Origin of the sequence: Luteimonas yanweni (assembly GCF_039548475.1) — a bacterium.
Lineage (GTDB): Bacteria > Pseudomonadota > Gammaproteobacteria > Xanthomonadales > Xanthomonadaceae > Luteimonas.
The window spans coordinates 16,631-39,947 of record NZ_JBCLVC010000008.1; the positions used below are offsets into that span (position 1 = coordinate 16,631).

The window sequence follows — 23,317 nt, forward strand, 5'->3', positions numbered from 1 at the left end:
CTGGGCGCGGCTAGCCGCCGCCCAGGTCGCGGACCAGGCGGAAGCCAAGGTCATCGAAGCCACGCGCGGCTTCGTGGGCTTCCGGGCCGGTGGCGCCTTCGTCGCGCCAGCCGGCGCCGCTGGCCACGCGCTGCGCACAGCTGCCGCTGCAGTCGATGTTCCACTCCGACACCCGGCGCTCGCCGCCGGTGGCGGGCAGGCGGCTCCACTCCGACGCGGTGGCCAGGCGATATGTCAGGCCATCGCGCTTCCCGCGCCACGCCGCATAGGCGCTGGCGTCGTCCCATGACACGCAGACCACCGGGTCTGCCCCGCGCTGCTCGAATCCCGGGGAGCGCCAGTCGCGTGGTGCGAGCATGCGCAGCAGCGACGCCCGTTCGCGGCAGCGCGCGGGCTCGCGCCCGGTGGCGTCGGCGAACGCCGCGTATTCGTCGCGGCTGACCAGGCGGCGCATCGCCCCGAGGCGGACGCCGCCCTGTTGCACCAGGACCATGTCGATTCCGGGACCGCCCAGGCGCTCGCCCGGGATGGGGATGGTCCGTGCGCGTTTTTCCAGTGCCGCGAGCGCCTGCGCGTCCAGGCCCATCCTGCGCGCGTCTTCGACCGCGTCCAGGCCCTCGGCCCGGTCGAAGTCGGCTGCGGCGTGCTCGACGCGCGTGGCCACCACTTTCACGATGTCCTGCTTGGCCTTGCGCAGGGCCGCGCCGTCGGCGCGCGAGGTCCTTGATGCCAGCTGGCTGGCCTGCATCACGCCGGTGCGCGCCGCGTCGGTCCGGCCCGAGGCGAAGTCGCGCCCGGCCTTCTCGCCCAGGGCGGCGATCAGGGCGTCGATCGCCGGTGCGAGCCGGAGGTGGGCGGGATCGGCCTGCCAGGCATCGAGCAGGCTGGTGTAGGCGTTGTCGCCCGCGGGCGACGTCAGCTTGCCTGCGCGCAGCTGCCGTTCGGCAAGCACCAGGAAACGCTCGGCTTCGGACGCGGGCGCAGCGCGCAGCAGGGCGTCGTCCGGGTTGCCGATGGCCGGCGCGTCCCGGGTGGCCAGGGTGGGCGTGGCGCCGTCAGCGGCCCCGTCGCCGCCGGTGCCCGCGCGGTAGAAATCCGGCGCATCGCCGCGACGCTCGAAGTACAGCCCGGCGCCGAGCATGCCCACCGCGAGCAGTGCCGCCGCTGTCCAGGCCCGCGCGGGCAGCGCGCCAAGCCGCTCGCCCAGGCCGCGCAGCAGCGCGCCCGGGCCACCGCGCTCCGCCGCGGGCACCTGGTCCAGGGCCGCCAGCATCTGCGCTGCGTCGGCGAAGCGCCGTCCCGGCGACTTGGCCATCGCGCGGTCGATGAAGGCCTGCCAGTGGCGCAGCCCCGGCGGCAGTCGCGGGATCGGGTCCTGCACGTGCATCATCGCCATCGACAGGGCGTCGGCGGCGTTGTAGGGCAGGGAACCGACCAGCATCTCCCAGGCCAGCACGCCGACGCTGTAGAGGTCGGCGCGGGCGTCCACGCCTTCGCCGCGGGCCTGCTCGGGCGGCATGTAGGCGGTGCTGCCAACGGCCAGGCCGACGGTGGTCACGCGCGAGCCGTAGCCGCGGCGCAGGGCGATGCCGAAGTCGGCCAGCAGCGGCCGGCCGGTGTCGTCGAAGAGCACGTTCTCGGCCTTGACGTCGCGATGCACGATGCCGCGCGAATGCGCGTACTGAAGGGCCGAGAGCAGGCTGCGCAGGATCTCCCGGGCCGTGGCCTCGTCGCCGCGCAGGTTGCGCTGGCCAAGGTGGCCACGCGCCAGGTAGGGCATGGAGTAGTAGGGCAGGCCATCGCGCGTGCGGCCGACGTCGTGGATGCCGACGATGTTGGGATGGTCAAGGCGGGCGATGGTGCGCGCTTCGTTCTCGAAGCGGCGCCGGCTGACTTCGTCGCCCAGCGCCTCGGGCAGCATCACCTTGATCGCGACCTCGCGGTTGAGCGAAAGCTGCTCGCCCAGGTAGATCGTCGACATGCCCCCGATGCCGGCCACGCGCGTGACCCGATAGCCGGGAATGTCCGGCAACGGCGTGTCCGCGCTGCGTGTCGTGTCGTGCATGTCCCGGCCCCCCTCAGGCGTTGACGAGGATAGCGCTCCCGCGTCGGGATGTGATGAACGCCACTGCGACGGCGGTCACGCGCCCGCGTTCGCGGCGGCGCGTTCCGGCTTGCGACGCACATAGACCTGCTTGCGCATCGAGGCGACGACGTCGCCGGCACCGTCGCGCACCTCGGTGTCGAACCAGTGCAGGTACTTGGCGCCGCCGGCGGTGGCGGCGCGCATCGCGGCAAGCACCTCGTCGCCGAGGTCGAAGCTTGCGTGCACGGTCCCGCGGCCGGGCTTGAGGAAGCGGATCTCGGCAGCCTGGTCCCAGACGTAGTAGTCGCGGCCGAGCGAGCGCATCGTCAGCAGCATCCAGAACGGATCGGTCATCGCGAACAGGCTTCCGCCGAAGTGCGTGCCGACATAGTTGCGGTTGTACCAGCGCTGGCGCAGCTCGACGCGGGCGTGGCGGAAGTCGTCGCTGATCGCCGTGATGCGGATGCCGGCAAACAGGAACGGCGGCCACGCGTTCATGCCCCGGCGCAGGCTCGATGCGCGCACGCTCAGGACAGCAGCAGGGCCGACATCTGCCTGCGGTAGCGCGACACCAGCGCGGTATCGTCGATCACCCGGAAGGCCTCGATCAGTGCCTTGCGCGGCAGGCCGTCGTCATGGTTGCGGTCGCGCCGCAGCATCTCCATGAACTCCCGCAGCGCGGCCTCGTGGCGGCCGGCGACCATGTGGTGGGCGCCGAGCAGGTGGCGGGCGCGCAAATCGCCGGGATCGGCCGCGAGGGCGGCCTCGAGCACGGCGGCCTGCGGCGCGTCGCGAAGCAGGGCGGAGAAGCCGAGCGCGGCGCGCGCGCGCAGCGCGCGGTCGTCGGTGGCGAGGTTGGCGGGCAGCGCGTCGAGCAGCGGACCGGCCTCGGCGGTGGCGCCGGTGGCAATCAGGGCGACGGCCAGGTCGAGCCTCAGGCCGTCATTGTCCGGCGCGGCCTCGACTTCGCGGCGCAGGCGCTGGACTTCGGCCTGCGGGTCGACGGGGGCGGCGGCCTGCGCATCCACCGCTGCATCGGCGTCGGCCTGTGCCTCGGCGGGCACGATGCCGTGACGGGCGAGGAACTCGCGCAGCTCGCCTTCCGGCAGCGCGCCGGGGAAGCCGTCGACCGGCTGCCCGTCCTTGACCAGGATGATGGTGGGGATCGAGCGGATCTGGAACGCGCCGGCAAGCTGCTGCTCGCGCTCGACGTCCACCTTCGCCAGCAGGAAGGCGCCGTTGTAGTCGGCGGCGAGCTTCTCGAGCACGGGGCCGACGGTCTTGCACGGCCCGCACCACTCGGCCCAGAAATCGATCAGGACCGGCGTCTGCAGCGAACGGTCGAGGACTTCGGCTTCGAAGTTGTCGGCGGTGACATCGAGGACGTGTGGCTTGGCGTGTTCGGGGGACATTGCGCGATCCGTTATGCGATGGATACGAGATTGTGCCAGCGCTTGCCGATTGCAAGCCCGGGGGCGAGGATGCCGGGCCCACCGGAAGCCAGTGCATGGGCAAAAAAGCCGAGCCGTTCGAACACCCCGGGGCCGGCGCCAGGCGCGCGGCGGGGCTTGCCGCGGGTGCGTGCTTCGCGCTGGCGCTCGCGTGCTTCGGCGCCGCGCTCCCGGGATACGCGCAGCTGCAGTATCCGGTGGCACTGCTGGGTGCCGCAGGCGTTCCGCGCGCAACCGCGTTCAACCTCGCCGGCTTCCTGCTGCCCGGGCTCCTGGCGGCCTTCGTCGCCCTGCGTCGGCGTGGCGGGCTGCCGCAGTCGGCGGCGCTGGCGGCCCGCCTGGGCTGGACGCTGGCGCTGCTGGCGGCGCTGGCGTTCGCGGCGCAGGGCCTGCTGCCGCTGGATGCGTCCTCGCCCGACGCCGGCCGCGGCCGGCTGCACGGCGTGGCCTGGGGGCTGTGGGGCATCGCGTCCACGGCGGCGGCGCTGGCACTCTCCCTCGACGCGCTGCGGCTGCGCCGGTGGCGTGCGGTGGCGGGCCACCTGCTCGCCGGCGCGCTGGTTTTCAGCCTCGCATGGCTGACGGCCGACCTGGTGCCGCCGGCGCTGGCGCAGCGCGCGGCGTTCGCCTGCTGGTTCGCGTGGATCGCCTGCGTCGGCTTCGCCGGGGCGGGCGGCGCATGGCGGCGGCATCGCCCACTGCGGTAGGCTTGGCGGCCCTGTTTTACTGGCGCCCCCGACGTGTCCGAGACCCCCGCTGCGACCGACCCGACCTCCTATCGTCCCGCCGACGTCGAACGCGCGGCCCAGGGCTTCTGGGAGCGGACGCGGGCGTATGAAGTGACCGAGGACGCGGACCGGCCGAAGTACTTCTGCCTGGCGATGCTGCCGTACCCGTCCGGTGCGCTGCACATGGGGCACGTCCGCAACTACACCATCAGCGACGTCATCAGCCGCCACAAGCGCATGGGCGGCTTCAACGTGTTGCAGCCCATGGGCTGGGACGCCTTCGGCCTGCCTGCCGAGAACGCCGCGATCAGGAACCGCACCGCGCCGGCGAAGTGGACCTACGCCAACATCGACCACATGCGCGGCCAGCTGAAGATGCTGGGCTACGCGATCGACTGGTCGCGCGAGTTCGCCACCTGCAGCCCGGACTACTACGTCCACGAACAGCGCATGTTCACCCGCCTGATGAAGAAGGGCCTGGCCTACCGCCGCAACGCGGTGGTGAACTGGGACCCGGTCGACCAGACCGTGCTGGCCAACGAGCAGGTGATCGACGGCCGCGGCTGGCGCTCCGGCGCGCTGGTGGAGAAGCGCGAGATCCCGCAGTGGTTCCTGCGCATCACCGATTACGCCCAGGAGCTGCTGGACGGCCTGGACACGCTCGGCGGCTGGCCGGATTCGGTCAAGACGATGCAGCGCAACTGGATCGGCCGCAGCGAGGGCCTGGAAATCCGGTTCAGGGTCGATGGCGAAGACGAGCCGCTGACCGTCTACACCACGCGCCCGGACACGCTGATGGGCGTGACGTTCATCAGCATCGCGGCCGAGCATCCTCTGGCGCAGAAGGCGGCGAACGGGAATGCGGAGCTCGCGGCCTTCATCGCCGAGCTGCGCAAGGGCGGCGTCTCCGAAGCCGAGATCGAGACCCAGGACAAGCGCGGCATGGCCACCGGCCAGTGGGCGATCCACCCGGTCACCGGCGAGGACGTCCCGGTCTATGTCGCCAACTTCGTACTGATGGGCTACGGCACCGGTGCGGTGATGGCGGTGCCCGCGCACGACCAGCGCGACTGGGAATTCGCCAAGGTGCACGGGCTGCCGGTGCGCCCGGTGATCGTGCCGCCCGGCGTGGCAGACGCCCTGCGCGAGGTCAGCAGCGACGTCGCCCACGATGCCGATCCCTTCCAGGCGGCGCTGGCCGGCGGGACGGTCGACGCCTACGACACCTCGGCGGCGGTGGCCGTGGTCCGCGACTATTTCGAATCGATCCGCAGCGCGGGCGCGTACACCGAGCGCGGCCTCCTGGTCGCGTCGGGCGAGTACAGCGGCATGGAGTTCGCCGCGGCCTTCGATGCACTGGCCGCGCGTCTGGGAGCCGAAGGCAGCGGCCGCCGCCGGGTCAACTTCCGCATCCGCGACTGGGGCGTGAGTCGCCAGCGTTACTGGGGCTGCCCGATCCCGGTGGTGTACTGCGACGCCTGCGGCGCGGTGCCGGTGCCCGACGACCAGCTGCCGGTGGTGCTGCCCGAGGACGTCGAGGACGCGTTCGCCTGCGGCACCGTGCAGTCGCCGATCAAGGCCGACCCCGAGTGGCGCAGGACAACGTGCCCGGAGTGCGGCGGCGCGGCCGAGCGCGAGACCGACACTTTCGACACCTTCATGGAGTCCAGCTGGTACTACGCGCGCTACACCTCGCCGGGCGCGGCCGACATGGTCGACGCGCGCGCGAAGTACTGGACGCCGGTCGACCAGTACATCGGCGGCGTCGAGCACGCGATCCTGCACCTGCTGTATTTCCGCTTCTACCACAAGCTGCTGCGCGACCAGGGCCTGGTGGACAGCGACGAGCCGGCGGTGAACCTGCTCACCCAGGGCATGGTGGTGGCTGATACCTACTACCGCGAGGATGCCAACGGCGCCAGGGAGTGGTTCAACCCTGCCGATGTCGACGTCGAGCGCGACGAGCGCGGTCGCATCACCGGCGCGCATCTCGTGGCCGACGGCCAGCCGGTGCGGGTGGGCGGCATCGAGAAGATGTCGAAGTCGAAGAACAACGGTGTCGACCCGCAGTCGATGGTCGACAAGTACGGTGCCGACACCGTGCGCCTGTTCTCGATGTTCGCCTCGCCGCCGACGCTGTCGCTGGAGTGGAACGAGGCGGGTGTCGAAGGCATGTCGCGCTTCCTGCGCCGCGTCTGGCGCCTGGTCCAGGAGCACGTCGCCACGCTCCCGGCCCCAACGTCTCTTTCCCTGTCCGCCGGCGAGCTCACCCCGGAACAGAAAACCCTCCGCCGCCACCTGCACGAGACCATCCAGAAGGTGGGCGACGATTACGGCCGCCGCCACAGCTTCAACACCGCCATCGCGGCGCTGATGGAATTGCTGAACCACCTGGTGAAGTTCAACGACGCCAGCGGGGCCGGCCGCGCTGTCCGGCACGAAGTGCTTGAAGCGATGGTGCTGATGCTGAACCCGGTGACGCCACACACCTGCCACGCGCTGTGGCAGCTGCTGGGCCACGCCGAGCAGGTGGTTGACGATGTCCCGTTCCCGGTCGTCGACCCGGAGGCCCTGGCGCGCGATGCGATGACGCTCGCGGTGCAGGTCAACGGCAAGCTGCGCGGCACGATCGAGGTCGCCGCCGACGCCGCGCGCGAGGCCATCGAGGCCCGCGCACTGGCCGAGCCCGGCGTGGCGAAGGTGCTCGAGGGCCTCGCCGTGCGCAAGGTGATCGTGGTGCCGGGCAAGATCGTGAACGTGGTGGCCGCATGAAGCCCGACGCGCAGCTTGTCGCGCATCCCGGCGTCGTCCAGACTTCCGGCATGGCCCGCCATTCCCTCCGCTTGGCCCTTCCGGTGCTGCTGGCGCTGCTCGTCGGCGCCTGTGGCTTCCACCTCCGCGAGCCGCTGCAGCTGCCGCCGGAGCTCGCTGGCGTCCAGGTGACCGCCCGCGATCCCTACAGCCCGCTGCTTCAGGCGCTCACGCGCACCCTCGAGCGCGCCGGATTCGATGTCCCCGAGCGCGCGGGCCCGGGCGTTGCCCGGCTCCGTATCCTGTCGGAGCGCTGGGAGTCGCAGCCGATCAGCGTCGACCAGTTCGGTCGCGCCCAGGAGTTCACGCTGCGCTACGCGGCGGTGTTCAGCCTGCTCGGCGGCGATGGCGAAGAGCTGGTGCCCGAGCAGGTGATCGAACTGTCGCGCGACTACGTGTCGCTCCCGGCGAACTCGTCGGGTTCGGAAAGCGAGCGCGAGATGCTGTCGCGCGAGATGCAGCGCGAAATGGCCGCGGCCGTGCTGCGCCGGATCGATGCCGTGAACCGCACGCGCCTGGAACAGGACGCGGTGCCGCTGCCGATGCCCGTGCCGGTGCCGCCGGCCGGCGGCTGAGCGGCCGCGTCCGGCCATGGCCCGCGAACTCGGTCCCGAACAGTTGGCCGGCGGCCTGTCCCGTGGCCCGCTGGCGCCCGTGTACCTGGTGGCTGGCGGCGAACCCCTTCGGGTGCTGGAGTGCGCCGATGCGATCCGCGCGGAGGCGCGCGCCCAGGGCTACGCCGAGCGCGAGGTGTTCGAAGTCGAGACCCGCGACATCGACTGGGACGGTCTCGAGGCCAGCCTGCGCGCGCCAAGCCTGTTTTCGGCGCGGCGGCTGATCGAGGTCCGCCTGCCGACCGGGAAGCCGGGCAAGCGTGGCGCCGAAGTGATCACCGACTACTGCGCCGCGCCGCCTCCCGACACCTGCATGCTCGTCACCGGCGGTGAGTGGAGCGGCAAGCACGGCGGCAAGTGGAGCCAGGCGATCGCCGCGGCCGGCGCGGTCGCGGTGGCCTGGCCGGTGAAGCCGCATGAACTGCAGGGCTGGCTCGAGGCGCGCCTGCGCCGCCATGGCGTGCGCGCCGACCGGGGCGCGGTCCAGCTGCTGCTCGAGCGCGTGCAGGGCAACCTGCTCGCCGCCGCGCAGGAGATCGACAAACTGGTCCTGCTGGCCGGGGAGGGCACCCTGGACGCGGCGGGCATGCAGTCGCTGGTGGCCGACGCGGCGCGCTATGACGTGTTCCGGCTGGTCGATTCGGCACTCAACGGCGAGGGCGTGCAGGTGCTGCGCATGCTGGCCGGGCTGCGCGCCGAGGGCGCCGCGGTGCCCGCGCTGATGGGCATGGTGGTGATGGAGCTGCAGCGCGCCGCCGCGCTGGCGCGGGTCAAGGCGCGGGGCGGCAACCTGGCCTCCGAGTTCAAGGCCCAGCGGATCTGGGATTCGAAGGAAGCGGCCTATCGCCGCGCCCTGGATCGCCACCCGGCCGCCCGCTGGGAGCGTTTCGTCGCGGTTGCCGGAGACGTGGACAGGGTGGCCAAGGGTCGCGGCGCGGGCGACGAGTGGCTGCTGCTGGAGCGCCTGCTGCTTGCGGTCGCGGATCCGCGCGCCGTGCCGCTGCTGGCGGCATGACCCTGCTGGCCTGCTACGGCGGCAGCTTCGATCCGGTCCACCTGGGCCACCTGGCGGTGGCCATGGCCGTGCGCGATGCACTCGGTGCCGACGTGGCGTTCGTGCCGGCCGCCGATCCACCGCACAAGGACGCGACCCATGCCGCTGCCGCGCTGCGCGCCAGGATGCTCGAGCTGGCCGTCGCCGGCGAGCCCGGACTCCGCATCGATCCGCTTGAACTCGGGCGCGAGGGCCCGTCGTACACAGTGGACACGCTGCGCCTCCTGCGGGCGGCGCACGGCCCGCATCGGCCGATCGCCTGGGTGGTGGGCGGGGATTCGCTGCTGCAGCTGGACCGCTGGCATCGCTGGCAGGAGATATTCGCCCACGGCCACGTGCTGGCGGTCGCGCGCCCGGGCTCGCCGCTGGGCGAAGGCGAGATCGCCGCTCGTGCCCCGGCGGTGGAGCGCCAGCTGGGCTTCCGGCGGCGCCCGGCCGGCGACCTGTCCCGATCGCCGGCCGGCGGCTTCGCGCTGCTGGAGCTGCCGCGGCTGCGCCCCGAGTCCTCGACCGCGGTGCGGCGGCTGATCGCCACCGGCGGCGACTGGGAGCCGCTGCTGCCGCCGGCGGTGGCCGGGTTCATCCGCGAACGCCGGCTTTATGGATACGGGGCCGCGACGGCTCCTTCGCTATAATCCCCACCCCCGCCAACGAGCACCGTCCTTGTCCAGCCAAGCGCAAGTCATCAAGACCAGCCTGCCCAACCCGCCGCCATCCGTGGAACTGCTGCTGTCCACGGTCCTTGAGGCCGTTGCCGAACTCAAGGCGGTGGATGTCACCGAGATCGACGTGCGCGGCAAGACCAGCGTGTGCGACTTCATGGTGGTCGCCTCGGGAACTTCGACCCGGCACGTGAAGTCGATCGCCGACGAAGTGGTGAAGTTCGCCAAGCGCCTGGACTGCCAGCCGCTGGGCGTGGAAGGCGAGCGCGAGGCGGAATGGGTGCTGGTGGACCTGGGCGACGTGGTGGTTCACGTGATGCTGCCCCGCGTGCGCGAGTTCTACGCCCTGGAGCGCCTGTGGACGGTCGGCGACCAGCCGCCGGATGCCGCTGACGACGCCGGCCAGCCGCGCGACCACGGCCGCGACGACGGCTGAGGCCGGTGAAGGCGCGCCTGGTCGCAGTGGGCGAGCGCCCGCCGGGCTGGGTCGCGGAGGGCTTCGCCGAATACCGCAAGCGGCTGTCGCACTGGCTGCCGCTGGAACTTGTCGAAGTCACGCCCGGCCTCCGCGGCAAGGGCCGCGACGCCGTACGCGCGACCCATGACGAAGGCCAGCGCGTGCTGGCGGCGCTCCCGCGCGACGTGCACGTGGTCGCGCTGGACGGTCGTGGCCGGGCCTGGGATTCCGAAGCGCTGTCCACGCGCATGGAGCACTGGCGCGGGCAGGGCCGGGATCTCGCATTCCTGGTCGGCGGGCCCGAGGGCCACGCCGACGACGTGCTGGCCCGCGCCGACGAATCCTGGTCGCTCGGGCCGCTCACCCTGCCGCACATGCTGGTGCGGCTGGTGCTGGCCGAGCAGCTGTACCGCGCCGCGGCGCTGCTCGCCAACCATCCCTACCACCGGGCCTGACGCCCGCAGGCGCGTGCCGCCGGCGGCGGCTCAGCCCCGGTCGAGCCTGAAGTCGATCGGGACCAGGCCGATGGCCTGTACCGAGCGCCCGTCGCGCATCGCCGGCTGGAAGCGCCAGTGGCGCAACACATGGCGGCGCGCGGCCTCGTCAAGCTCGCGATGGCCGCTGCCGTCGTGGACCTGGACCCGCAGCGGCCGGCCGTCGATGTCCACCAGGACCTGCAGCATCACCGTGCCCTGCAGTCCCGCGCGCAGCGCTTCGCGCGGGTAGGGCGGTGCGCTGGCCTGGGCATAGGCGAGGCGCATGCCGGTCAGCGGCCCCGTGGCGGGTGGTGCGATGTCGGCCGCTGCCTGCTCCACGACGGGGGCGGGATCGGCGGGGATGCTTCCGCCATCGACCAGTGGCGGGACCGTGACGGGCCGGGGCTCGACAACCCGCTGCGCGGGCGCGGTCGGCGCCGGCGGAGTGACCGGACGCTCCACCGGCACGATCTCCGGCGGCGGAGGCGGCGGCACCGGCCTGGGTTCGAACCATTCGGTGTCCAGGCCGCGGGGCCCCGCGGGCTCCGGCGTGGGCCGGGACAGCGGGGCCAGCATCAGCAGCAGCAGGGCCCCGTTGAGCAGCAGCGTTCCGGATACCCCGGCGATGCGTACGGGGTCCGGGCGGTTGGCGACAGGCGGCGCGTGGCGGGCATGCGGGACGGACGACGGACTGCGGACTTCGGGCTGCAGGACCATGGACCACCTCCTCGTTGTGCCGGCACGATGCCGGCTGCATGGGGGCCAACGCGCGGCCGGCGGCCGCGGGGTTGTCAGCGCCCCAGTTCGAACACGACCTCCAGGTTGGCCTCCAGCGTGTTCTCGCCCGGCGCCACCGGAGTCGACTCCGCATCCATGGCCACCGCGCGCATGGCGTACATGGGTCGCGGCTGCGGGATGCTGCCGCCTTCACTGATGCTCACGATGCGGCGCACCCGCAGGTCCAGCGCCTGGGCATACATGTCGGCGCGGGCGCGGGCAAGCTCAAGCGCCTTGCGCCGCGCCTCGTCGTAGACCACCTCGGGCTGGTCGATGCCGAAACCGGGGCCGTTGACATTGTTGGCGCCGCTGGCCACCAGGGCGTCAAGCACCTCGCCCAGCGTGGCGATGTCGCGCACCTTCAGGCTGACGGTGTTGCTGGCGCTGTAGCCCGAAATCACCGGGGCCTGGTTTTCGACGTGGCGATAGTCGGGGTTGATGTTGATGCCGGAGGTCTGGATGTCCTTCTCGGCGATGCCCGCGGCGCGGATCGCCGCGATCACGCGCGTCATCTGCGCCGCGTTGGCGCGCATCGCGGCGTTGGCATCCGGGGCCTGCGTCACCACGCCGGCCGAGGCCGTGGCGATGTCCGGCGCGCGGCTGGCGGTGCCGCGCGCCGATACCGACAGCAGGGTGCCGTCGCTGGTGGCGCCCGCGTAGCCGGTCTGGGCGGATGCGGTCATGGCAAGGCTTCCAAGGGCGAGGGTGATGGCGAGGGCGGCGGTGGTCGCCGTACGCATGAGGGTCGGGCGCATGTGGATCTCCGGAAGCGACGTGGACAGGGTCGATGCGGTGGAGTGAACGGGTCGTGAGCCGGAACGGGGTTGCGTGCGCAACGTTCCGGCTGGCCGCGTGCCCGGCACGGTATCCTTCCTTCATGCTCCACCTGGCCTCGAAATCGCCGCGCCGGCGTGAACTGCTGGCGCGCCTTGGACTCGACTTCGGCGTGCTCGACGTCGACGTGCCGGAGGCGCGTGCGCCCGGCGAATCGGCGGAAGGCTATGTCGCCCGGGTTGCCCGCGACAAGGCCGGCGCCGGCCTGCTGTGCGTGGTCGCGGTGCCTGGCGCGGTGGTGCTGGGCTCGGACACCGAAGTGGTGCTGGACGACGAGGTGTTCGGCAAGCCAGCCGACGCCGCCACGGCAGCCGCCATGCTGAGCCGCCTGTCGGGCCGCACGCACCGTGTGCTGACGGCGGTGTCGCTGGTGTCCGCCGGGCGCGAGGCACGGGTCACGGTGTCGAGCGACGTCACCTTCGCTTCGCTGTCCGACGACGACATCGCCGACTACGTCGCCAGCGGCGAACCGATGGGTCGCGCCGGCGCCTATGCCATCCAGGGCGGCGCGGAGCGCTTTGTCACCCGCCTGGCCGGCAGCTATTCCGGTGTCATGGGCCTGCCGCTGCACGAGACCGCCGCGCTGCTGCGCGACTTCGGCATCCACGCGCGCACGCCGCGCGGGGCCGGCGCATGAGCGAGGAGATCCTGGTCAACGTGACCCCGCGCGAGACGCGCGTGGCCGTGGTCGAGAACGGCATGCTCCAGGAGCTGCACATCGAGCGCGGCTGGAGCCGCGGCGTGGTCGGCAACATCTACAAGGGACGCGTGCAGCGGGTGATGCCCGGCATGCAGGCGGCGTTCGTCGACGTCGGCCTGGAGCGCGCGGCCTTCCTGCACGCCAACGACGTACTGCGGCCCGGCCGCGCCGAGGACCTGGCCGTCGAAGAACCCGGCCCCGGCCCGGCCCAGCCCGCGCCGCAGTCCACGCCGCCGATCAGCGAGCTGCTGCGCGACGGCCAGGAGGTCGTGGTGCAGGTGGTCAAGGACCCGATCGGCAGCAAGGGCGCGCGCCTGACCACCCAGATCAGCATTCCGTCGCGCTACCTGGTGCTGCTGCCGCAGTCGCGCGTGATCGGCGTCTCGGCGCGGATCGAGGACGAGGCCGAGCGCGCGCGGCTGAAATCGCTGGTCGGCGCGCGTGCGCTGGCGAACGGCCACGGGTACATCGTGCGCACCAACGCCGAGGGCCAGCCCGACGAGGCACTGGCCGAGGATGTCGCCTACCTGGCGCGCGCCTGGGCGCTGGTCGAGCGCGGCGTCGCCGAGGCCCGCGTGGGTGCCTGCGTGTACGAGGACCTGACCCTGCCGATGCGCGCGGTGCGCGACCTGATGCGCCGCGATGTCGAGAAGGTGAAGGTCGATTCGCGCGAGACCTGCGACCGCCTGAAGGCCTTCGCCGCGCAGTACATGCCGGGCCTGGCCGAGAAGATCGAGCACTACAGCGGCGCACGCCCGGTCTTTGATCTGTACGGCGTGGAAGACGAGATCGGCCGTGCGCTGGAGAACGAGGTGCCGCTGAAGTCCGGCGGCTACCTGGTGATCGACCAGACCGAGGCCATGACCACGGTGGACGTCAACACCGGCTCCTTCCTGGGCCAGCGCAACCTCGAGGAGACGGTGTACCGCACCAACCTGGAGGCGGCGCAGGCGGTGGCGCGGCAGCTCCGGCTGCGCAACCTTGGCGGCATCATCATCATCGACTTCATCGACATGACCGACGCCGAGCACCGGCGCCAGGTGCTGCGCACGCTGGAGAAGTCGCTCGCGCGCGACCATGCCAAGACCACCGTCTACGACTTCTCGCCGCTGGGCCTGGTGGAGATGACGCGCAAGCGCACCGTCGAAAGCCTGGAGCGCCAGCTCAGCGAGACCTGCCACGAGTGCGGCGGCCGCGGCATGCTCAAGACCGCCGAAACGGTGACCTACGAGGTGTTCCGCGAGATCGTGCGCGCCGTGCGCCAGTTCGACGCCGAACGCCTGCTGGTGATCGCCTCGCCCAAGGTGGTGGCGCGGATCACCGAAGAGGAGTCGGCCGCGGTCGCCGAGCTCGAGGAATTCCTGGGCAAGACCATCCGTTTCCAGGCCGACGAGCAGTACTTCCAGGAACAGTTCGATGTCGTGCTGCTCTGAGCCCCGCGCACGGCGCGCGGGCCGCTGATGCCCGGCCCGTTCCGCCGCGGCCTGCGTCGCGCGCGGCGCGGCGCCTGGTACGTCTTCGCCGTCGGCCTGGTGCTGATGGCGCTGGGCGCGGGGATCACCAGCCAGCTGCTGCCGCTTGCCGAGCGCCACCCGGACCGGATCGCGGACTGGCTTGGCGCGCGCGCGGGCCGGCCGGTGTCGTTCGACGCGCTGGAGACGGCCTGGACGCGGCGCGGCCCGCTGCTGCGCCTGGACGGGCTGCGCATCGGCGAGGGGCCCGATGCGATCCCGATTGGCGAGGCCGAAGTGCTGGTGGCGCAGTACGCGGGCCTGCTGCCCGGGCGCTCGTTCACCGAATTGCGCCTGCGCGGCCTTGAACTCCGGCTGGAACGCGGCGACGACGGTCGCTGGGGGGTCCGGGGACTGCCGGGCGAGGCGCAATCGGGCGGCGATCCCTTCGCCGTGCTCGAAGGCCTGGGCGAACTGCAGGTGGTGGATGGCGTGCTCGAGGTGTCGGCGCCGCGCCTCGGCATCGCCTCGCGCCTGGGCGAGGTCGACCTGCGCCTGCGCGTTGACGGCGATCGCGTGCGCGCGGCCGCACGGGCCTGGATGCGGCCGGGGGAGTCGCCGCTGGACATCACCGCCGAGCTTGATCGCGACAGCGGCGATGCGCGCGCCTGGATGGCGCTGCGGCGGGCGGACCTGTCGGCGTGGTCGGACCTGCGCGCGGGTGGCATCGGCCCGCTGGCGGGGTCGGGCCAGGTCCAGGCCTGGGCGCGGCTGCGCGGTTATCGCGTGGAGTCGCTGACCCTGCGCGCGGCCCTCGACGGCCTGCGCCTGGGTGGCGACGAAGGCCAAGGCCACGTGCGCGAAATGGACATGGGGCCGCTCGATATCGATGCGCGGTGGACCGCGCTGGACGGCGGCTGGCGCTTCGACGCGCCGCGGCTGCGCATGGGTGGCGAGGGGCACGCACAGCGGCTCGATGGGCTGCTGCTCGCGGGTGGCGCGCGCCGCGCCGTGGTGGCCGAGCGCATCGAGGCCGGCGCGCTGCTGGCACTGGCCCCGCTGGTGCCGGCGGTGCCGCCCGCACTCGCCGACTGGTTGCGCGACGCGCGGCCCTCCGTCGTCCTGCATGCGGTGGAGGCGGCGGGCGACGCCGGCGGTGCGCTGCGCGCCACCGCGCGCATCGAGGACTTCGGGTTCCGGCCGCACGAGGGGGCGCCCGGCGTGTCGGGTCTGTCCGGACAGCTGCAGGGCGATGCCGCCGGACTGGTCTTCACTCCCGACCCGGAGGCGACCGTCCGGGTCGACTGGCCGGTGGGCTTTGGCCCGCCGGCGCACGCGGTGCGGCTGCGCGGCGAGGTGGCGGCCTGGACCGCCGGCGGCGGTTGGCATGTGCAAACCGGCGCGCTGCGGATCGATGGCGAAGGTTACGGCGCCGACGTGCGCGGCGGCATGGCGTTCGAGGGCGATGGAACGCGCCCGCGCATCGACCTGGCCGCCGAACTCGACGCCGCCCGGGTGCCGGTGGCGAAGCGCTTCTGGATCCGGCACCTGATGCCGGCGGCGGCGGTGCAGTGGCTGGACTCCGCGCTGGTCGACGGCCAGGTGCTCGAGGGCCGGGCGGTGGTGTCGGGCGACCTGGACGACTGGCCGTTCCCCGCGGCCGGCGGCGCCGCCGGGCATGGCCTGTTCCATGCGTCGGCCAGGCTCGAGGACGCCGTGGTGCGCTTCGATCCGGGATGGCCCGCCGTCGAGGCGCTCGACGGTCGCGTGGACTTCATCGCGAACGGGTTCGCCCTCGAAGGTCGCGCGCAGCTGGGCGGCGTGTCCATGGAATCGCTGCGCGCCGGCATCACCGACTTCGACCGGGCGCCGCTGCGGCTGTCGACCGCCTTCGCCGCGGACGCTGCGCCGGTGCTGGCGCTGCTCCGGGGCAGCCCGCTGCGCGAAGGGCGCGAGGCGCTGCTGGATGCGCTGGATGCGTCCGGCCCGCTGCGTGCCAGCTACGCGATGGTGCTTCCGCTGGGCGGCGATGGCGGCGGAGCGGACGGACTGCAGGTGTCGGGCCGGGTGGCCCTGTCGGGTGCGCGGCTGGCCGAGAAACGCTGGGAACTGGCCTTCGACGACGTCCGCGGGGAGGCGCGCTACGACCAGTCGGGATTCATCGCCGATGGCCTGCGCGTGCGTCGCGAAGGCCAGCCGGGTCGCCTGTCCCTGCGCGCGGGCGGGCCGCACGTGCGCGACCGTGGCATGGCCTTCGAGGCCGAAATGGAGGCCAGCCTGGCCTCGTCGGAGCTTGCAGCGCGCGCCCCGGAGCTCGCCTGGCTGGGCGCGTACCTGGCGGGGCGCTCGGCCTGGACCCTGGCCCTCGGGCTGCCCGTCGACGCCGGCAGCGATGGTGCAGGCGGCCGGTTGCAGCTGCGCTCGGACCTGGTGGGCACCCGCCTTACGCTGCCACAGCCGCTGGGCAAGCCGGCGGCCGAGCCCTTGCCGGCGCGCATCGACCTGACGCTGCCGATGGGCGAGGACGACATCGACGTGGTGCTGGGCACGCGCGTCGCGCTGCGCGCCCGCAGCCGCGGCGGACGCACCGGCGTGCTGGCGGTGCTGGGCCGGGATCGCGTCGACGCGGCGCCGCCGGATGCCGGCATCCGCATCGAAGGCCGGACGCCGGTGCTGGACGCGATGGAATGGGCGGCGCTGTTCGGCGGCGACGGTACCGATGGCGGCGATGTCGGCGATGCGGGCGACGGCCTCGCGCTGCGCGGCGTTGACCTGGTCGCCGGCAGGCTGCAGCTGCTGGGCGCGAGCTTCCCCGAGACGCGGATCGTCGCGCGGCCGGAGCGGGGCGGCACCGCGGTGCGCTTCGACGGCGCCGCGCTGGCGGGCAACCTGCGCATCCCGCAGGCGCCGGGTGCGGCGCTCTCGGGCCACTTGCAGCGCCTGTACTGGCGCAGCGCCGGCACCGCGGCCGCGGCGTCGGACGCGACGGCGCCGCGCGCCGCCGCCGATGCCGACGTCGATCCGGCGGCGGTCCCGCCGCTGGCGCTCGTGATCGATGAGCTGCGCGTCGCCAATGCCTCGCTGGGCAGGCTGGACCTGCGCACGCGCCCGACCGAGGGCGGCCTGCGGGTCGATTCGCTGCAGTTGCGCGCGCCGGGGCAGTCGATCGACGTCCAGGGCGCCTGGATCGGCCGCGGCGCGCAGGCGCGCACGCGGATGCAGGTGGCGGTGGACAGCGAGGACTTCGGCGCCCTGCTCGACGGCTTCGGCATGGCCGGGCGCATGGACGGCGGAGAGGGCACGGCGCGCTTCGCGGGCTCCTGGCCCGGATCGCCCGCCGGCTTCCGGCTCGGCGGGCTCGAAGGCCGCCTGGACCTCACGGTCAAGGACGGGCGCCTGGTCGAAGTCGAGCCCGGGGCGGGCCGCGTGCTGGGCCTGCTCAGCATCGCCGAGCTCCCGCGCCGGCTGATGCTCGACTTCCGGGATTTCTTCTCGCGCGGCTTCGCCTTCAACCGGATCGGCGGTGGCGTGGAGTTCGCCGGCGGCATGGCGCGCGGCGACGGGCTGGTGATCGACGGACCCGCCGCCGAGATCCGCATCGGCGGCAGTGCCGACCTGCGCGCGCAGGCCTATGACCAGGTGATCGACGTGTTCCCGCGCACGGGGAGCCTGCTCACCGCGGTGGGCGCGATCACCGCGGGCCCGGTCGGCGCGGCCGTCGGCGCGGTGGCCAACGTGGTGCTGGAGAAGCCGCTGGCCCGCATGGGCGCGCGCCGGTACCACGTCACCGGGCCGTGGAAGGATCCGAAGGTCGTGGTCGAGGGCCGGGAGATGCCGCCCCCGGCGGAGGATGCGCTCCGGCCCGCGATCGATCCGCGTGATGCGCCCGGATCCGCGCCCGTGCCGGAGCCTGCGTCCGGGCCGTCCGCGGACCCGCGGCCTTGATCCGCGGGCCCGCGCCCGCACGTCTGTGTGATGACTTCCCGTGATCCGGAGCCCGACCCCACCATGACCCAAGCCCTTGCCATAGCCGAAACACGCCTGCTGCTGCCCGCGGGCCTGGACGGCGGCGGCCTGGACCGCGCCTTCGGGACCCTGCTGGGTCCCGGGATCGACTTCGGCGACATCTATTTCCAGCACGCGCGGCGCGAGAGCTGGACGGTCGAGGACGGCATCGTCAAGGACGGTGCGCACTCGATCGAGCAGGGCGTGGGCGTGCGCGCGATCAGCGGCGAGAAGACCGGCTTCGCCTATGCCGACGACATCAACGCCGAATCGCTCCTGTCGGCGGCAGGCTCCGCGCGCGCGATTGCCCACAGCGGCGCCGAACGGCGCGTGCAGGCCCTGGTTCCGGCCGGCGCGCGCGCGCTGTACGCGCCCGAGGATCCTGTCGATGGCATGGCCAACGACGCCAAGGTCGAAGCCCTGCGCCGCGTGGACCGCCTGCTGCGCGCGGCCGACCCGCGGGTGAAACAGGTGATGGTGAGCCTGTCGGGCGGCGTAGACACCGTCTTCGTGGCGCGCTCGGACGGCGTGGTCGCCGGCGACGTGCGCCCGCTGGTGCGCCTCAATATCCAGGTGATCGTGGAACAGGGCGGCCGCCGCGAGAGCGGCTATGCCGGCTATGGCGGGCGCTACTCGTACGCAGAGTTGCTGGGCGACGGGCAGCCGGAGAAGTTCGCGCGTGAAGCGCTGCGCCAGGCGCTGGTGAACCTGGAGGCGATCGACGCCCCGGCCGGCGTGATGCCGGTGGTGCTGGGCAGTGGCTGGCCCGGCGTGCTGCTGCACGAAGCCGTCGGCCACGGCCTTGAGGGCGACTTCAACCGCAAGGGCACCAGCACCTATGCCGGCCGCATGGGCCAGCGCGTGGCGGCCCCGGGCGTGACCATCGTCGACGACGGCACGCTCGACAGGCGCCGCGGCTCCTTGAACGTCGACGACGAAGGCACGCCCACGCAGTGCACCACCCTGATCGAGGACGGCGTGCTGGTGGGCTACATGCAGGACACGCTCAACGCACGACTCATGGGCGTGGCGCCGACCGGCAACGGCCGCCGCGAATCCTTCGCGCACCTGGTGATGCCGCGCATGACCAATACCTACATGCTCGCCGGCAAGGACGACCCGGCCGACATGATTCGCTCGGTGAAGAAGGGGCTGTACGCGGTCAACTTCGGCGGCGGCCAGGTCGACATCACCAGCGGCAAGTACGTGTTCTCGGCCACCGAGGCCTATCTGATCGAGGACGGGAAGGTGACCGCGCCGGTGAAGGGCGCGACGCTGATCGGCAGCGGCCCGGAGACGATGCAGAAGGTGCGCATGGTCGGGCACGACATGGCGCTCGATGACGGCGTGGGCATCTGCGGCAAGGACGGGCAGAGCGTCCCGGTCGGCGTGGGCCAGCCATCGCTGCTGGTCGACGGGATCACGGTCGGCGGTACCCGCGCGTGAACCCGGGTGCTGTGGGAGCGGCTACAGCCGCGATGCCGGCCGTGCGACGGCGAGATCGCGGCTACAGCCGCTCCTGCAGGTGGTCTTCGCTGTCATCGCCTGCCGACCGGCCGCTTTCCCCGGTGCCTTCCGCGTCCAGCAGGGCGCGGATTTCGCGGTACAGCTCGCGGAAGGCGCGCGGCGGCTTGTTGGCCTTGCGCTCGGCCAGCGCGTTGCGCACCAGCTGCCGCAGTCGCTGGCTGTCGGCGCCGGGGAAGCCGTCGATGAGCGCCGCCAGCGCGAGGTCGCCGTCTTCGCCGAGCAGGCGCTCGCGCCACTCCTCGGCGCGGTGCAGGCGCGCGGTGTCCAGGCGCGCGGCCTCGCCACCGACGTCGAGCGCGTCGTGCAGTGCGTCCAGGGCGTCCTCGTCCTCGCGGCGCAGCTGCTTGGCCAGGAAGGCGACCTCGCGCTTGCGCGCGATGTGCGAGCTGATGCGCCGCGCCTGTGCGATGTGCGGCAGCAGGTGCTCGCCCAGCGGCAGCTTCGCCAGCTTGCCAGCGTCCAGTTCGACCAGCTGTTTGGCCAGTTCCAGCACGTCCAGCGCCTCGCGGCGCTGCGCGCTGCGGCTGGGGCCGAGGAATTCGCCGCTGTCTTCGTCCTTGCCGCGCATGTCGTTCCAGCCGTCCGTTGAGCCATTTCAAGAACACGAAGGATAAGGCATTGACCATCGCCACCACCGATCACGCCCCCGTCCACGATGACAGCCGCGAGCGCCTGGCGCGCCTGGAGGCCATCGCCGGACAGCTGCTCGACCGCTGCCGCGCCGCCGGGGCGACCCAGGCCGAGGTCGCGTCCACCGAGGACCGCGGCCTCAACGTCAACGTGCGCATGGGCGAAGTGGAGTCGGTGGAATCCACGCAGGATCGCGGCATCGCCGTCACCGTCTACTTCGGCCAGCGCAAGGGCAGCGCCAGCACGGCCGACCTGCGCGAGGAGAGCCTGGCGGCGACCGTCGAACAGGCCTGCGCCATCGCGCGCCACACTGAAGACGATGCCGCCGCCGGGCTGGCGGATGCCGCGCTGATGGCGCGCGACCTGCGCGACTTCGACACCTGGCACCCGTGGGACATCGACGCGCAGGGCGCGGTCGCGCTGGCGCTGGCGGCCGAGCAGGCCGGCCGCGACGCCGACCCGCGGATCACCAATTCCGACGGTGCCGGTGTCGGCAGCGGCACGTCGCTGGGCGTGTACGCCAACTCGCACGGCTTTGTCGGCGCCGAGCGCGGCAGCCACCACAGCCTGTCCTGCGCGCTGATCGCCGGCCGCGGGGAAGGCATGCAGCGCGATGGCTGGTACAGCTACGCCCTGGCCGCGGGCGACCTGGACCCCGCAAGCGCGATCGGCCGGATGGCGGCCCGGCGCACGCTCGCGCGCCTGGACCCGGCCCCGCTCGCGACCGGCCGCTACCCGGTGCTGTTTTCGGCGGACGTCGCCCGTTCGCTGATTGGCCACCTGCTGGGCGCGGTGTCCGGCGGGGCGCTGTACCGCGGCGCCAGCTTCCTGGTCGATGCCGCCGGCACGCAGCTGTTTCCGGACTGGTTCGCGATCCACGAGCGCCCCTTCCTGGCGCGCGGCCTGCGCTCCGCCTCCTTCGATGCCGAAGGCGTGGCCACGCGTGAATCGGCCCTGGTCGACGCCGGCGTGCTGCAGCGCTATGTGCTGGGCAGCTACTCCGCGCGCCGGCTCGGGCTGGAGACCACCGCCAACGCCGGCGGCGTGCACAACCTCGAGGTCGCGGCGAACGCCGGCGGTTTCGACGCGCTGGTCGCTGGCATGGACCGCGGACTGGTGGTCACCAACCTGATGGGGCAGGGCGTGAACACGATCACCGGCGACTACTCGCGCGGGGCGTCTGGCTTCCTGGTGGAAGGCGGCGCTATCGTGCGCCCGGTCGACGGCATCACCGTGGCCGGCAACCTGCGCGACATGTTCATGGCGATCGAAGCGGTCGGCACCGACGTCGACCCGCGGTCGCACATCCGCACCGGTTCGATCCTGGTTGGCGGGATGACGGTGGCGGGCAGCGACTGAGGCCTGGCCCATCAGTTGGGTTGCCTGCGCATGCGGCGGCCCCATCATCGTCCTGGGCCGGACTGTTTCCGGCCGGAGCCGGATCAATGGGCAATCCCCTTCCTCTCGTCGCCAGCACGCCGTCCGAACGCCAGTGGGCCGCATTGGCGCACCTGGCCGCGCTGGTCCTGGCCCTGTGCACCGGCTGGATCGCGGGCGCGGCCGGCATGCTTGGCGCCGGTGCGGTGTACCTGTTCAAGCGCGACCGGTCGGCGTTCGTCGCGGAGCACGCGCGCGAGGCGCTGAACTTCAACCTGAGCATGTTCATCTACGCCTGCGCGGCCACGGCGATCGGCATCGTGCTGGTCGGCGCCACCGTGTTGACCCTGGGCCTGGGCGCGATCGTGACGCTGCCGGCTGGACTGCTGCTCCTGCTGGCCTATTGCGCGATCGCGGTGATGTGGCTTGTATGCAGCGTGGTCGCGATCGCCCGCGCATGGAACGGCCAGGCCTATCGCTATCCGCTGACGCTGCGCCTGTTCTGAGGCACTCAGTGCGAGCGGTGGATCGCCAGCGTGCCCAGGGCGGCCAGCGTGGCGCCATCGGGGCCGATGGGCGCGAGCGCGGCGTCCATGGCCGCGGCCAGCCCGGCCAGTCGCGCGCGTGATGCCGCCGGACCGATCAGGGCGGGGAAGGTCGCCTTGTCCTGCGCCGCGTCCTTGCCGGCGGTCTTGCCCAGGATGGTGCTTTCGCTCTCGACGTCGAGCAGGTCGTCGCGGATCTGGAACGCCAAGCCCAGGGCGCCGGCGAAGTCGTCGAGCCGCTGGCGCTCGCCGGGCCCGGCACCGGCGGCGATCGCGCCCATGCGCAGCGCGGCGCGGATCAGGGCGCCGGTCTTGAGCGTATGCAGGCGTTCGAGGGCCTCGAGGCTGGACGCGGAACCACGGCCGGTCGCGGCCAGGTCCAGGGCCTGGCCACCGCACATGCCGGCCGCACCGGCGGCCCGGGCCAGCTCGCGCATCATCGCCACGCGCGCGTCGTCGCCGACGTGGGCCTCGGCAAGCACGGCGAAGGCCAGGGACTGCAGGGCATCACCGGCCAGGATCGCGGTGGCCTCGTCGAAGGCGACGTGCACCGTGGGCTGGCCGCGGCGCAGGTCGTCGTCGTCCATCGCCGGCAGGTCGTCGTGGACCAGGGAATAGGCGTGGACCAGTTCGATGGCCGCCGCGGGCGCATCGAGCGCGGACTCCGCGGCGCCGAAGGCGCTTCCGGCGGCGTAGACCAGCAGCGGGCGCATACGCTTGCCGCCGAGCAGCACGGCGTGGCGCATGGCAGCGCCCAGGCGTTGTTCGGCCGCGGGATGGTCGGCAAGCGCGGCTTCAAGCACGCCGTCGATGCGCTGGCGCCAGGCCTCGAACCGTGCCGCGGTGGCGTCCGCGGCGCTGGTGTCAGGCATCGTCGCCGCTGGCCGGGAATGCGGTGGCCGAGCCAGGCTGCTGCGGATCGGTGAGCAGGCGCACGCGCAGTTCGGCGGCTTCCAGCGCCTGCTGGCAGCGACGGTACAGGCCGACGCCGCGTTCGTAGGCGGCGAGCGAGTCTTCCAGGCTCATTTCGCCGCGCTCCATCTTTTCGACCAGCTGCTCAAGCGAGTCGAGCGAGGCTTCGAAGTCGGCGACGGGGGACGTGGCGTTGGCGGAATCGGGCGTGCTTGGCATG

Annotated in this window: 21 protein-coding genes; 13 read left to right on the forward strand and 8 right to left on the reverse strand. The window is 72.6% G+C overall.

Translation table 11 applies throughout. From position 1 onward, the window contains the following. Positions 1 to 10 precede the first annotated feature (10 nt). From WCE39_RS04165 to trxA, 3 genes are all read right to left on the reverse strand, one after another. Positions 11 to 2,065: a bifunctional serine/threonine-protein kinase/formylglycine-generating enzyme family protein gene (locus WCE39_RS04165; RefSeq protein ID WP_343275450.1), complete on the reverse strand. Its 2,055-nt coding sequence runs from the start codon at positions 2,063 to 2,065 to the stop codon at positions 11 to 13. A gap of 75 nt (positions 2,066 to 2,140) precedes the next feature. After that, on the reverse strand, positions 2,141 to 2,611 hold the full coding sequence (locus WCE39_RS04170) for a DUF4442 domain-containing protein (protein WP_343275451.1): 471 nt from the start codon (positions 2,609 to 2,611) through the stop codon (positions 2,141 to 2,143). Between the two features lie 2 nt (positions 2,612 to 2,613). Further along, positions 2,614 to 3,498, reverse strand: a complete 885-nt coding sequence (gene trxA / locus WCE39_RS04175) for a thioredoxin (RefSeq protein ID WP_343275452.1) — start codon at positions 3,496 to 3,498, stop codon at positions 2,614 to 2,616. 95 nt (positions 3,499 to 3,593) lie between these two features. Here trxA and WCE39_RS04180 point away from each other — a divergent pair, with 95 nt between their 5' ends. From WCE39_RS04180 to rlmH, 7 genes are read left to right on the forward strand one after another with little or no spacing between them, the layout of a single operon-like run. Continuing rightward, positions 3,594 to 4,244, forward strand: a complete 651-nt coding sequence (locus WCE39_RS04180; RefSeq protein WP_343275453.1) for a DUF998 domain-containing protein — start codon at positions 3,594 to 3,596, stop codon at positions 4,242 to 4,244. 33 nt (positions 4,245 to 4,277) lie between these two features. Next, positions 4,278 to 7,037, forward strand: coding sequence for a leucine--tRNA ligase (leuS, locus tag WCE39_RS04185; protein ID WP_343275454.1), 2,760 nt, complete (start codon positions 4,278 to 4,280; stop codon positions 7,035 to 7,037). Continuing rightward, positions 7,034 to 7,651 carry an LPS-assembly lipoprotein LptE gene (locus tag WCE39_RS04190; protein WP_343275455.1) on the forward strand — a complete coding sequence of 206 codons (618 nt, stop codon included), beginning with the start codon at positions 7,034 to 7,036 and terminating at the stop codon, positions 7,649 to 7,651. Before leuS ends, WCE39_RS04190 begins: the two co-directional genes overlap by 4 nt. A gap of 16 nt (positions 7,652 to 7,667) precedes the next feature. Then, complete coding sequence (gene holA / locus WCE39_RS04195; RefSeq protein ID WP_343275456.1) at positions 7,668 to 8,705, forward strand: DNA polymerase III subunit delta; 1,038 nt, start codon at positions 7,668 to 7,670, stop codon at positions 8,703 to 8,705. Continuing rightward, positions 8,702 to 9,379 (forward strand): nicotinate-nucleotide adenylyltransferase, encoded by a 678-nt coding sequence (gene nadD / locus WCE39_RS04200; protein WP_343275457.1) that lies wholly within the window; start codon positions 8,702 to 8,704, stop codon positions 9,377 to 9,379. The genes holA and nadD overlap by 4 nt, the downstream gene beginning before the upstream one ends. 28 nt (positions 9,380 to 9,407) lie before the next feature. Next, complete coding sequence (gene rsfS, locus WCE39_RS04205; protein ID WP_343275458.1) at positions 9,408 to 9,842, forward strand: ribosome silencing factor; 435 nt, start codon at positions 9,408 to 9,410, stop codon at positions 9,840 to 9,842. Between the two features lie 5 nt (positions 9,843 to 9,847). Further along, on the forward strand, positions 9,848 to 10,318 hold the full coding sequence (gene rlmH / locus WCE39_RS04210) for a 23S rRNA (pseudouridine(1915)-N(3))-methyltransferase RlmH (protein ID WP_343275459.1): 471 nt from the start codon (positions 9,848 to 9,850) through the stop codon (positions 10,316 to 10,318). Between the two features lie 30 nt (positions 10,319 to 10,348). On the opposite strand, the gene WCE39_RS04215 is transcribed toward rlmH, so the two are convergent. Continuing rightward, complete coding sequence (locus tag WCE39_RS04215; protein WP_343275460.1) at positions 10,349 to 11,056, reverse strand: energy transducer TonB; 708 nt, start codon at positions 11,054 to 11,056, stop codon at positions 10,349 to 10,351. Positions 11,057 to 11,130: 74 nt separating this feature from the next. After that, a complete protein-coding gene (locus WCE39_RS04220) occupies positions 11,131 to 11,871 on the reverse strand; it encodes an SIMPL domain-containing protein (protein WP_343275461.1) in 741 nt (246 codons plus the stop codon). 122 nt (positions 11,872 to 11,993) lie between these two features. On the opposite strand from WCE39_RS04220, the gene WCE39_RS04225 reads away from it, so the two are divergent. The 4 genes from WCE39_RS04225 (at position 11,994) to tldD (ending at position 19,552) form a co-directional block, all read left to right on the forward strand. Further along, positions 11,994 to 12,587, forward strand: a complete 594-nt coding sequence (locus WCE39_RS04225; RefSeq protein ID WP_343275462.1) for a Maf family protein — start codon at positions 11,994 to 11,996, stop codon at positions 12,585 to 12,587. Further along, entirely contained in the window at positions 12,584 to 14,083 is a 1,500-nt protein-coding gene (gene rng / locus WCE39_RS04230) for a ribonuclease G (RefSeq protein WP_343275463.1), read from the forward strand. Before WCE39_RS04225 ends, rng begins: the two co-directional genes overlap by 4 nt. 27 nt (positions 14,084 to 14,110) lie before the next feature. After that, complete coding sequence (locus WCE39_RS04235) at positions 14,111 to 18,046, forward strand: YhdP family protein (protein ID WP_343275464.1); 3,936 nt, start codon at positions 14,111 to 14,113, stop codon at positions 18,044 to 18,046. Positions 18,047 to 18,109: 63 nt separating this feature from the next. Further along, positions 18,110 to 19,552: a metalloprotease TldD gene (tldD, locus tag WCE39_RS04240; protein WP_343275465.1), complete on the forward strand. Its 1,443-nt coding sequence runs from the start codon at positions 18,110 to 18,112 to the stop codon at positions 19,550 to 19,552. 61 nt (positions 19,553 to 19,613) lie between these two features. Here the strand turns inward: tldD and yjgA are convergent, their stop codons facing one another. After that, positions 19,614 to 20,201: a ribosome biogenesis factor YjgA gene (gene yjgA, locus WCE39_RS04245; RefSeq protein WP_343275466.1), complete on the reverse strand. Its 588-nt coding sequence runs from the start codon at positions 20,199 to 20,201 to the stop codon at positions 19,614 to 19,616. A 56-nt stretch (positions 20,202 to 20,257) separates the two neighbouring features. Here yjgA and pmbA point away from each other — a divergent pair, with 56 nt between their 5' ends. Both pmbA and WCE39_RS04255 read left to right on the forward strand, forming a co-directional pair. Then, positions 20,258 to 21,622, forward strand: a complete 1,365-nt coding sequence (gene pmbA / locus WCE39_RS04250; protein ID WP_452299567.1) for a metalloprotease PmbA — start codon at positions 20,258 to 20,260, stop codon at positions 21,620 to 21,622. 86 nt (positions 21,623 to 21,708) lie between these two features. Next, a complete protein-coding gene (locus WCE39_RS04255) occupies positions 21,709 to 22,146 on the forward strand; it encodes a DUF4870 domain-containing protein (protein ID WP_343275468.1) in 438 nt (145 codons plus the stop codon). Between the two features lie 5 nt (positions 22,147 to 22,151). Here the strand turns inward: WCE39_RS04255 and WCE39_RS04260 are convergent, their stop codons facing one another. Together WCE39_RS04260 and WCE39_RS04265 are read right to left on the reverse strand one after the other, a co-directional pair. Continuing rightward, positions 22,152 to 23,057 (reverse strand): polyprenyl synthetase family protein, encoded by a 906-nt coding sequence (locus tag WCE39_RS04260; RefSeq protein ID WP_343275469.1) that lies wholly within the window; start codon positions 23,055 to 23,057, stop codon positions 22,152 to 22,154. Next, positions 23,050 to 23,316, reverse strand: coding sequence for an exodeoxyribonuclease VII small subunit (locus tag WCE39_RS04265; protein ID WP_343275470.1), 267 nt, complete (start codon positions 23,314 to 23,316; stop codon positions 23,050 to 23,052). The genes WCE39_RS04260 and WCE39_RS04265 overlap by 8 nt, the downstream gene beginning before the upstream one ends. Between the last annotated feature and the right edge of the window lies 1 nt (position 23,317).

Excerpts from the sequence above, each read along its gene's own strand:
- WCE39_RS04165 (WP_343275450.1), bottom strand. The coding sequence starts at position 2,065 with ATGCACGACACGACACGCAGCGCGGACACGCCGTTGCCGGACATTCCC.
- trxA (WP_343275452.1), bottom strand. The coding sequence starts at position 3,498 with ATGTCCCCCGAACACGCCAAGCCACACGTCCTCGATGTCACCGCCGAC.
- WCE39_RS04180 (WP_343275453.1), top strand. The coding sequence starts at position 3,594 with ATGGGCAAAAAAGCCGAGCCGTTCGAACACCCCGGGGCCGGCGCCAGG.
- WCE39_RS04190 (WP_343275455.1), top strand. The coding sequence starts at position 7,034 with ATGAAGCCCGACGCGCAGCTTGTCGCGCATCCCGGCGTCGTCCAGACT.
- holA (WP_343275456.1), top strand. The coding sequence starts at position 7,668 with ATGGCCCGCGAACTCGGTCCCGAACAGTTGGCCGGCGGCCTGTCCCGT.
- nadD (WP_343275457.1), top strand. The coding sequence starts at position 8,702 with ATGACCCTGCTGGCCTGCTACGGCGGCAGCTTCGATCCGGTCCACCTG.
- WCE39_RS04215 (WP_343275460.1), bottom strand. The coding sequence starts at position 11,056 with ATGGTCCTGCAGCCCGAAGTCCGCAGTCCGTCGTCCGTCCCGCATGCC.
- WCE39_RS04220 (WP_343275461.1), bottom strand. The coding sequence starts at position 11,871 with ATGCGCCCGACCCTCATGCGTACGGCGACCACCGCCGCCCTCGCCATC.
- WCE39_RS04225 (WP_343275462.1), top strand. The coding sequence starts at position 11,994 with ATGCTCCACCTGGCCTCGAAATCGCCGCGCCGGCGTGAACTGCTGGCG.
- rng (WP_343275463.1), top strand. The coding sequence starts at position 12,584 with ATGAGCGAGGAGATCCTGGTCAACGTGACCCCGCGCGAGACGCGCGTG.
- WCE39_RS04235 (WP_343275464.1), top strand. The coding sequence starts at position 14,111 with ATGCCCGGCCCGTTCCGCCGCGGCCTGCGTCGCGCGCGGCGCGGCGCC.
- tldD (WP_343275465.1), top strand. The coding sequence starts at position 18,110 with ATGACCCAAGCCCTTGCCATAGCCGAAACACGCCTGCTGCTGCCCGCG.
- yjgA (WP_343275466.1), bottom strand. The coding sequence starts at position 20,201 with ATGCGCGGCAAGGACGAAGACAGCGGCGAATTCCTCGGCCCCAGCCGC.
- WCE39_RS04255 (WP_343275468.1), top strand. The coding sequence starts at position 21,709 with ATGGGCAATCCCCTTCCTCTCGTCGCCAGCACGCCGTCCGAACGCCAG.
- WCE39_RS04260 (WP_343275469.1), bottom strand. The coding sequence starts at position 23,057 with ATGCCTGACACCAGCGCCGCGGACGCCACCGCGGCACGGTTCGAGGCC.
- WCE39_RS04265 (WP_343275470.1), bottom strand. The coding sequence starts at position 23,316 with ATGCCAAGCACGCCCGATTCCGCCAACGCCACGTCCCCCGTCGCCGAC.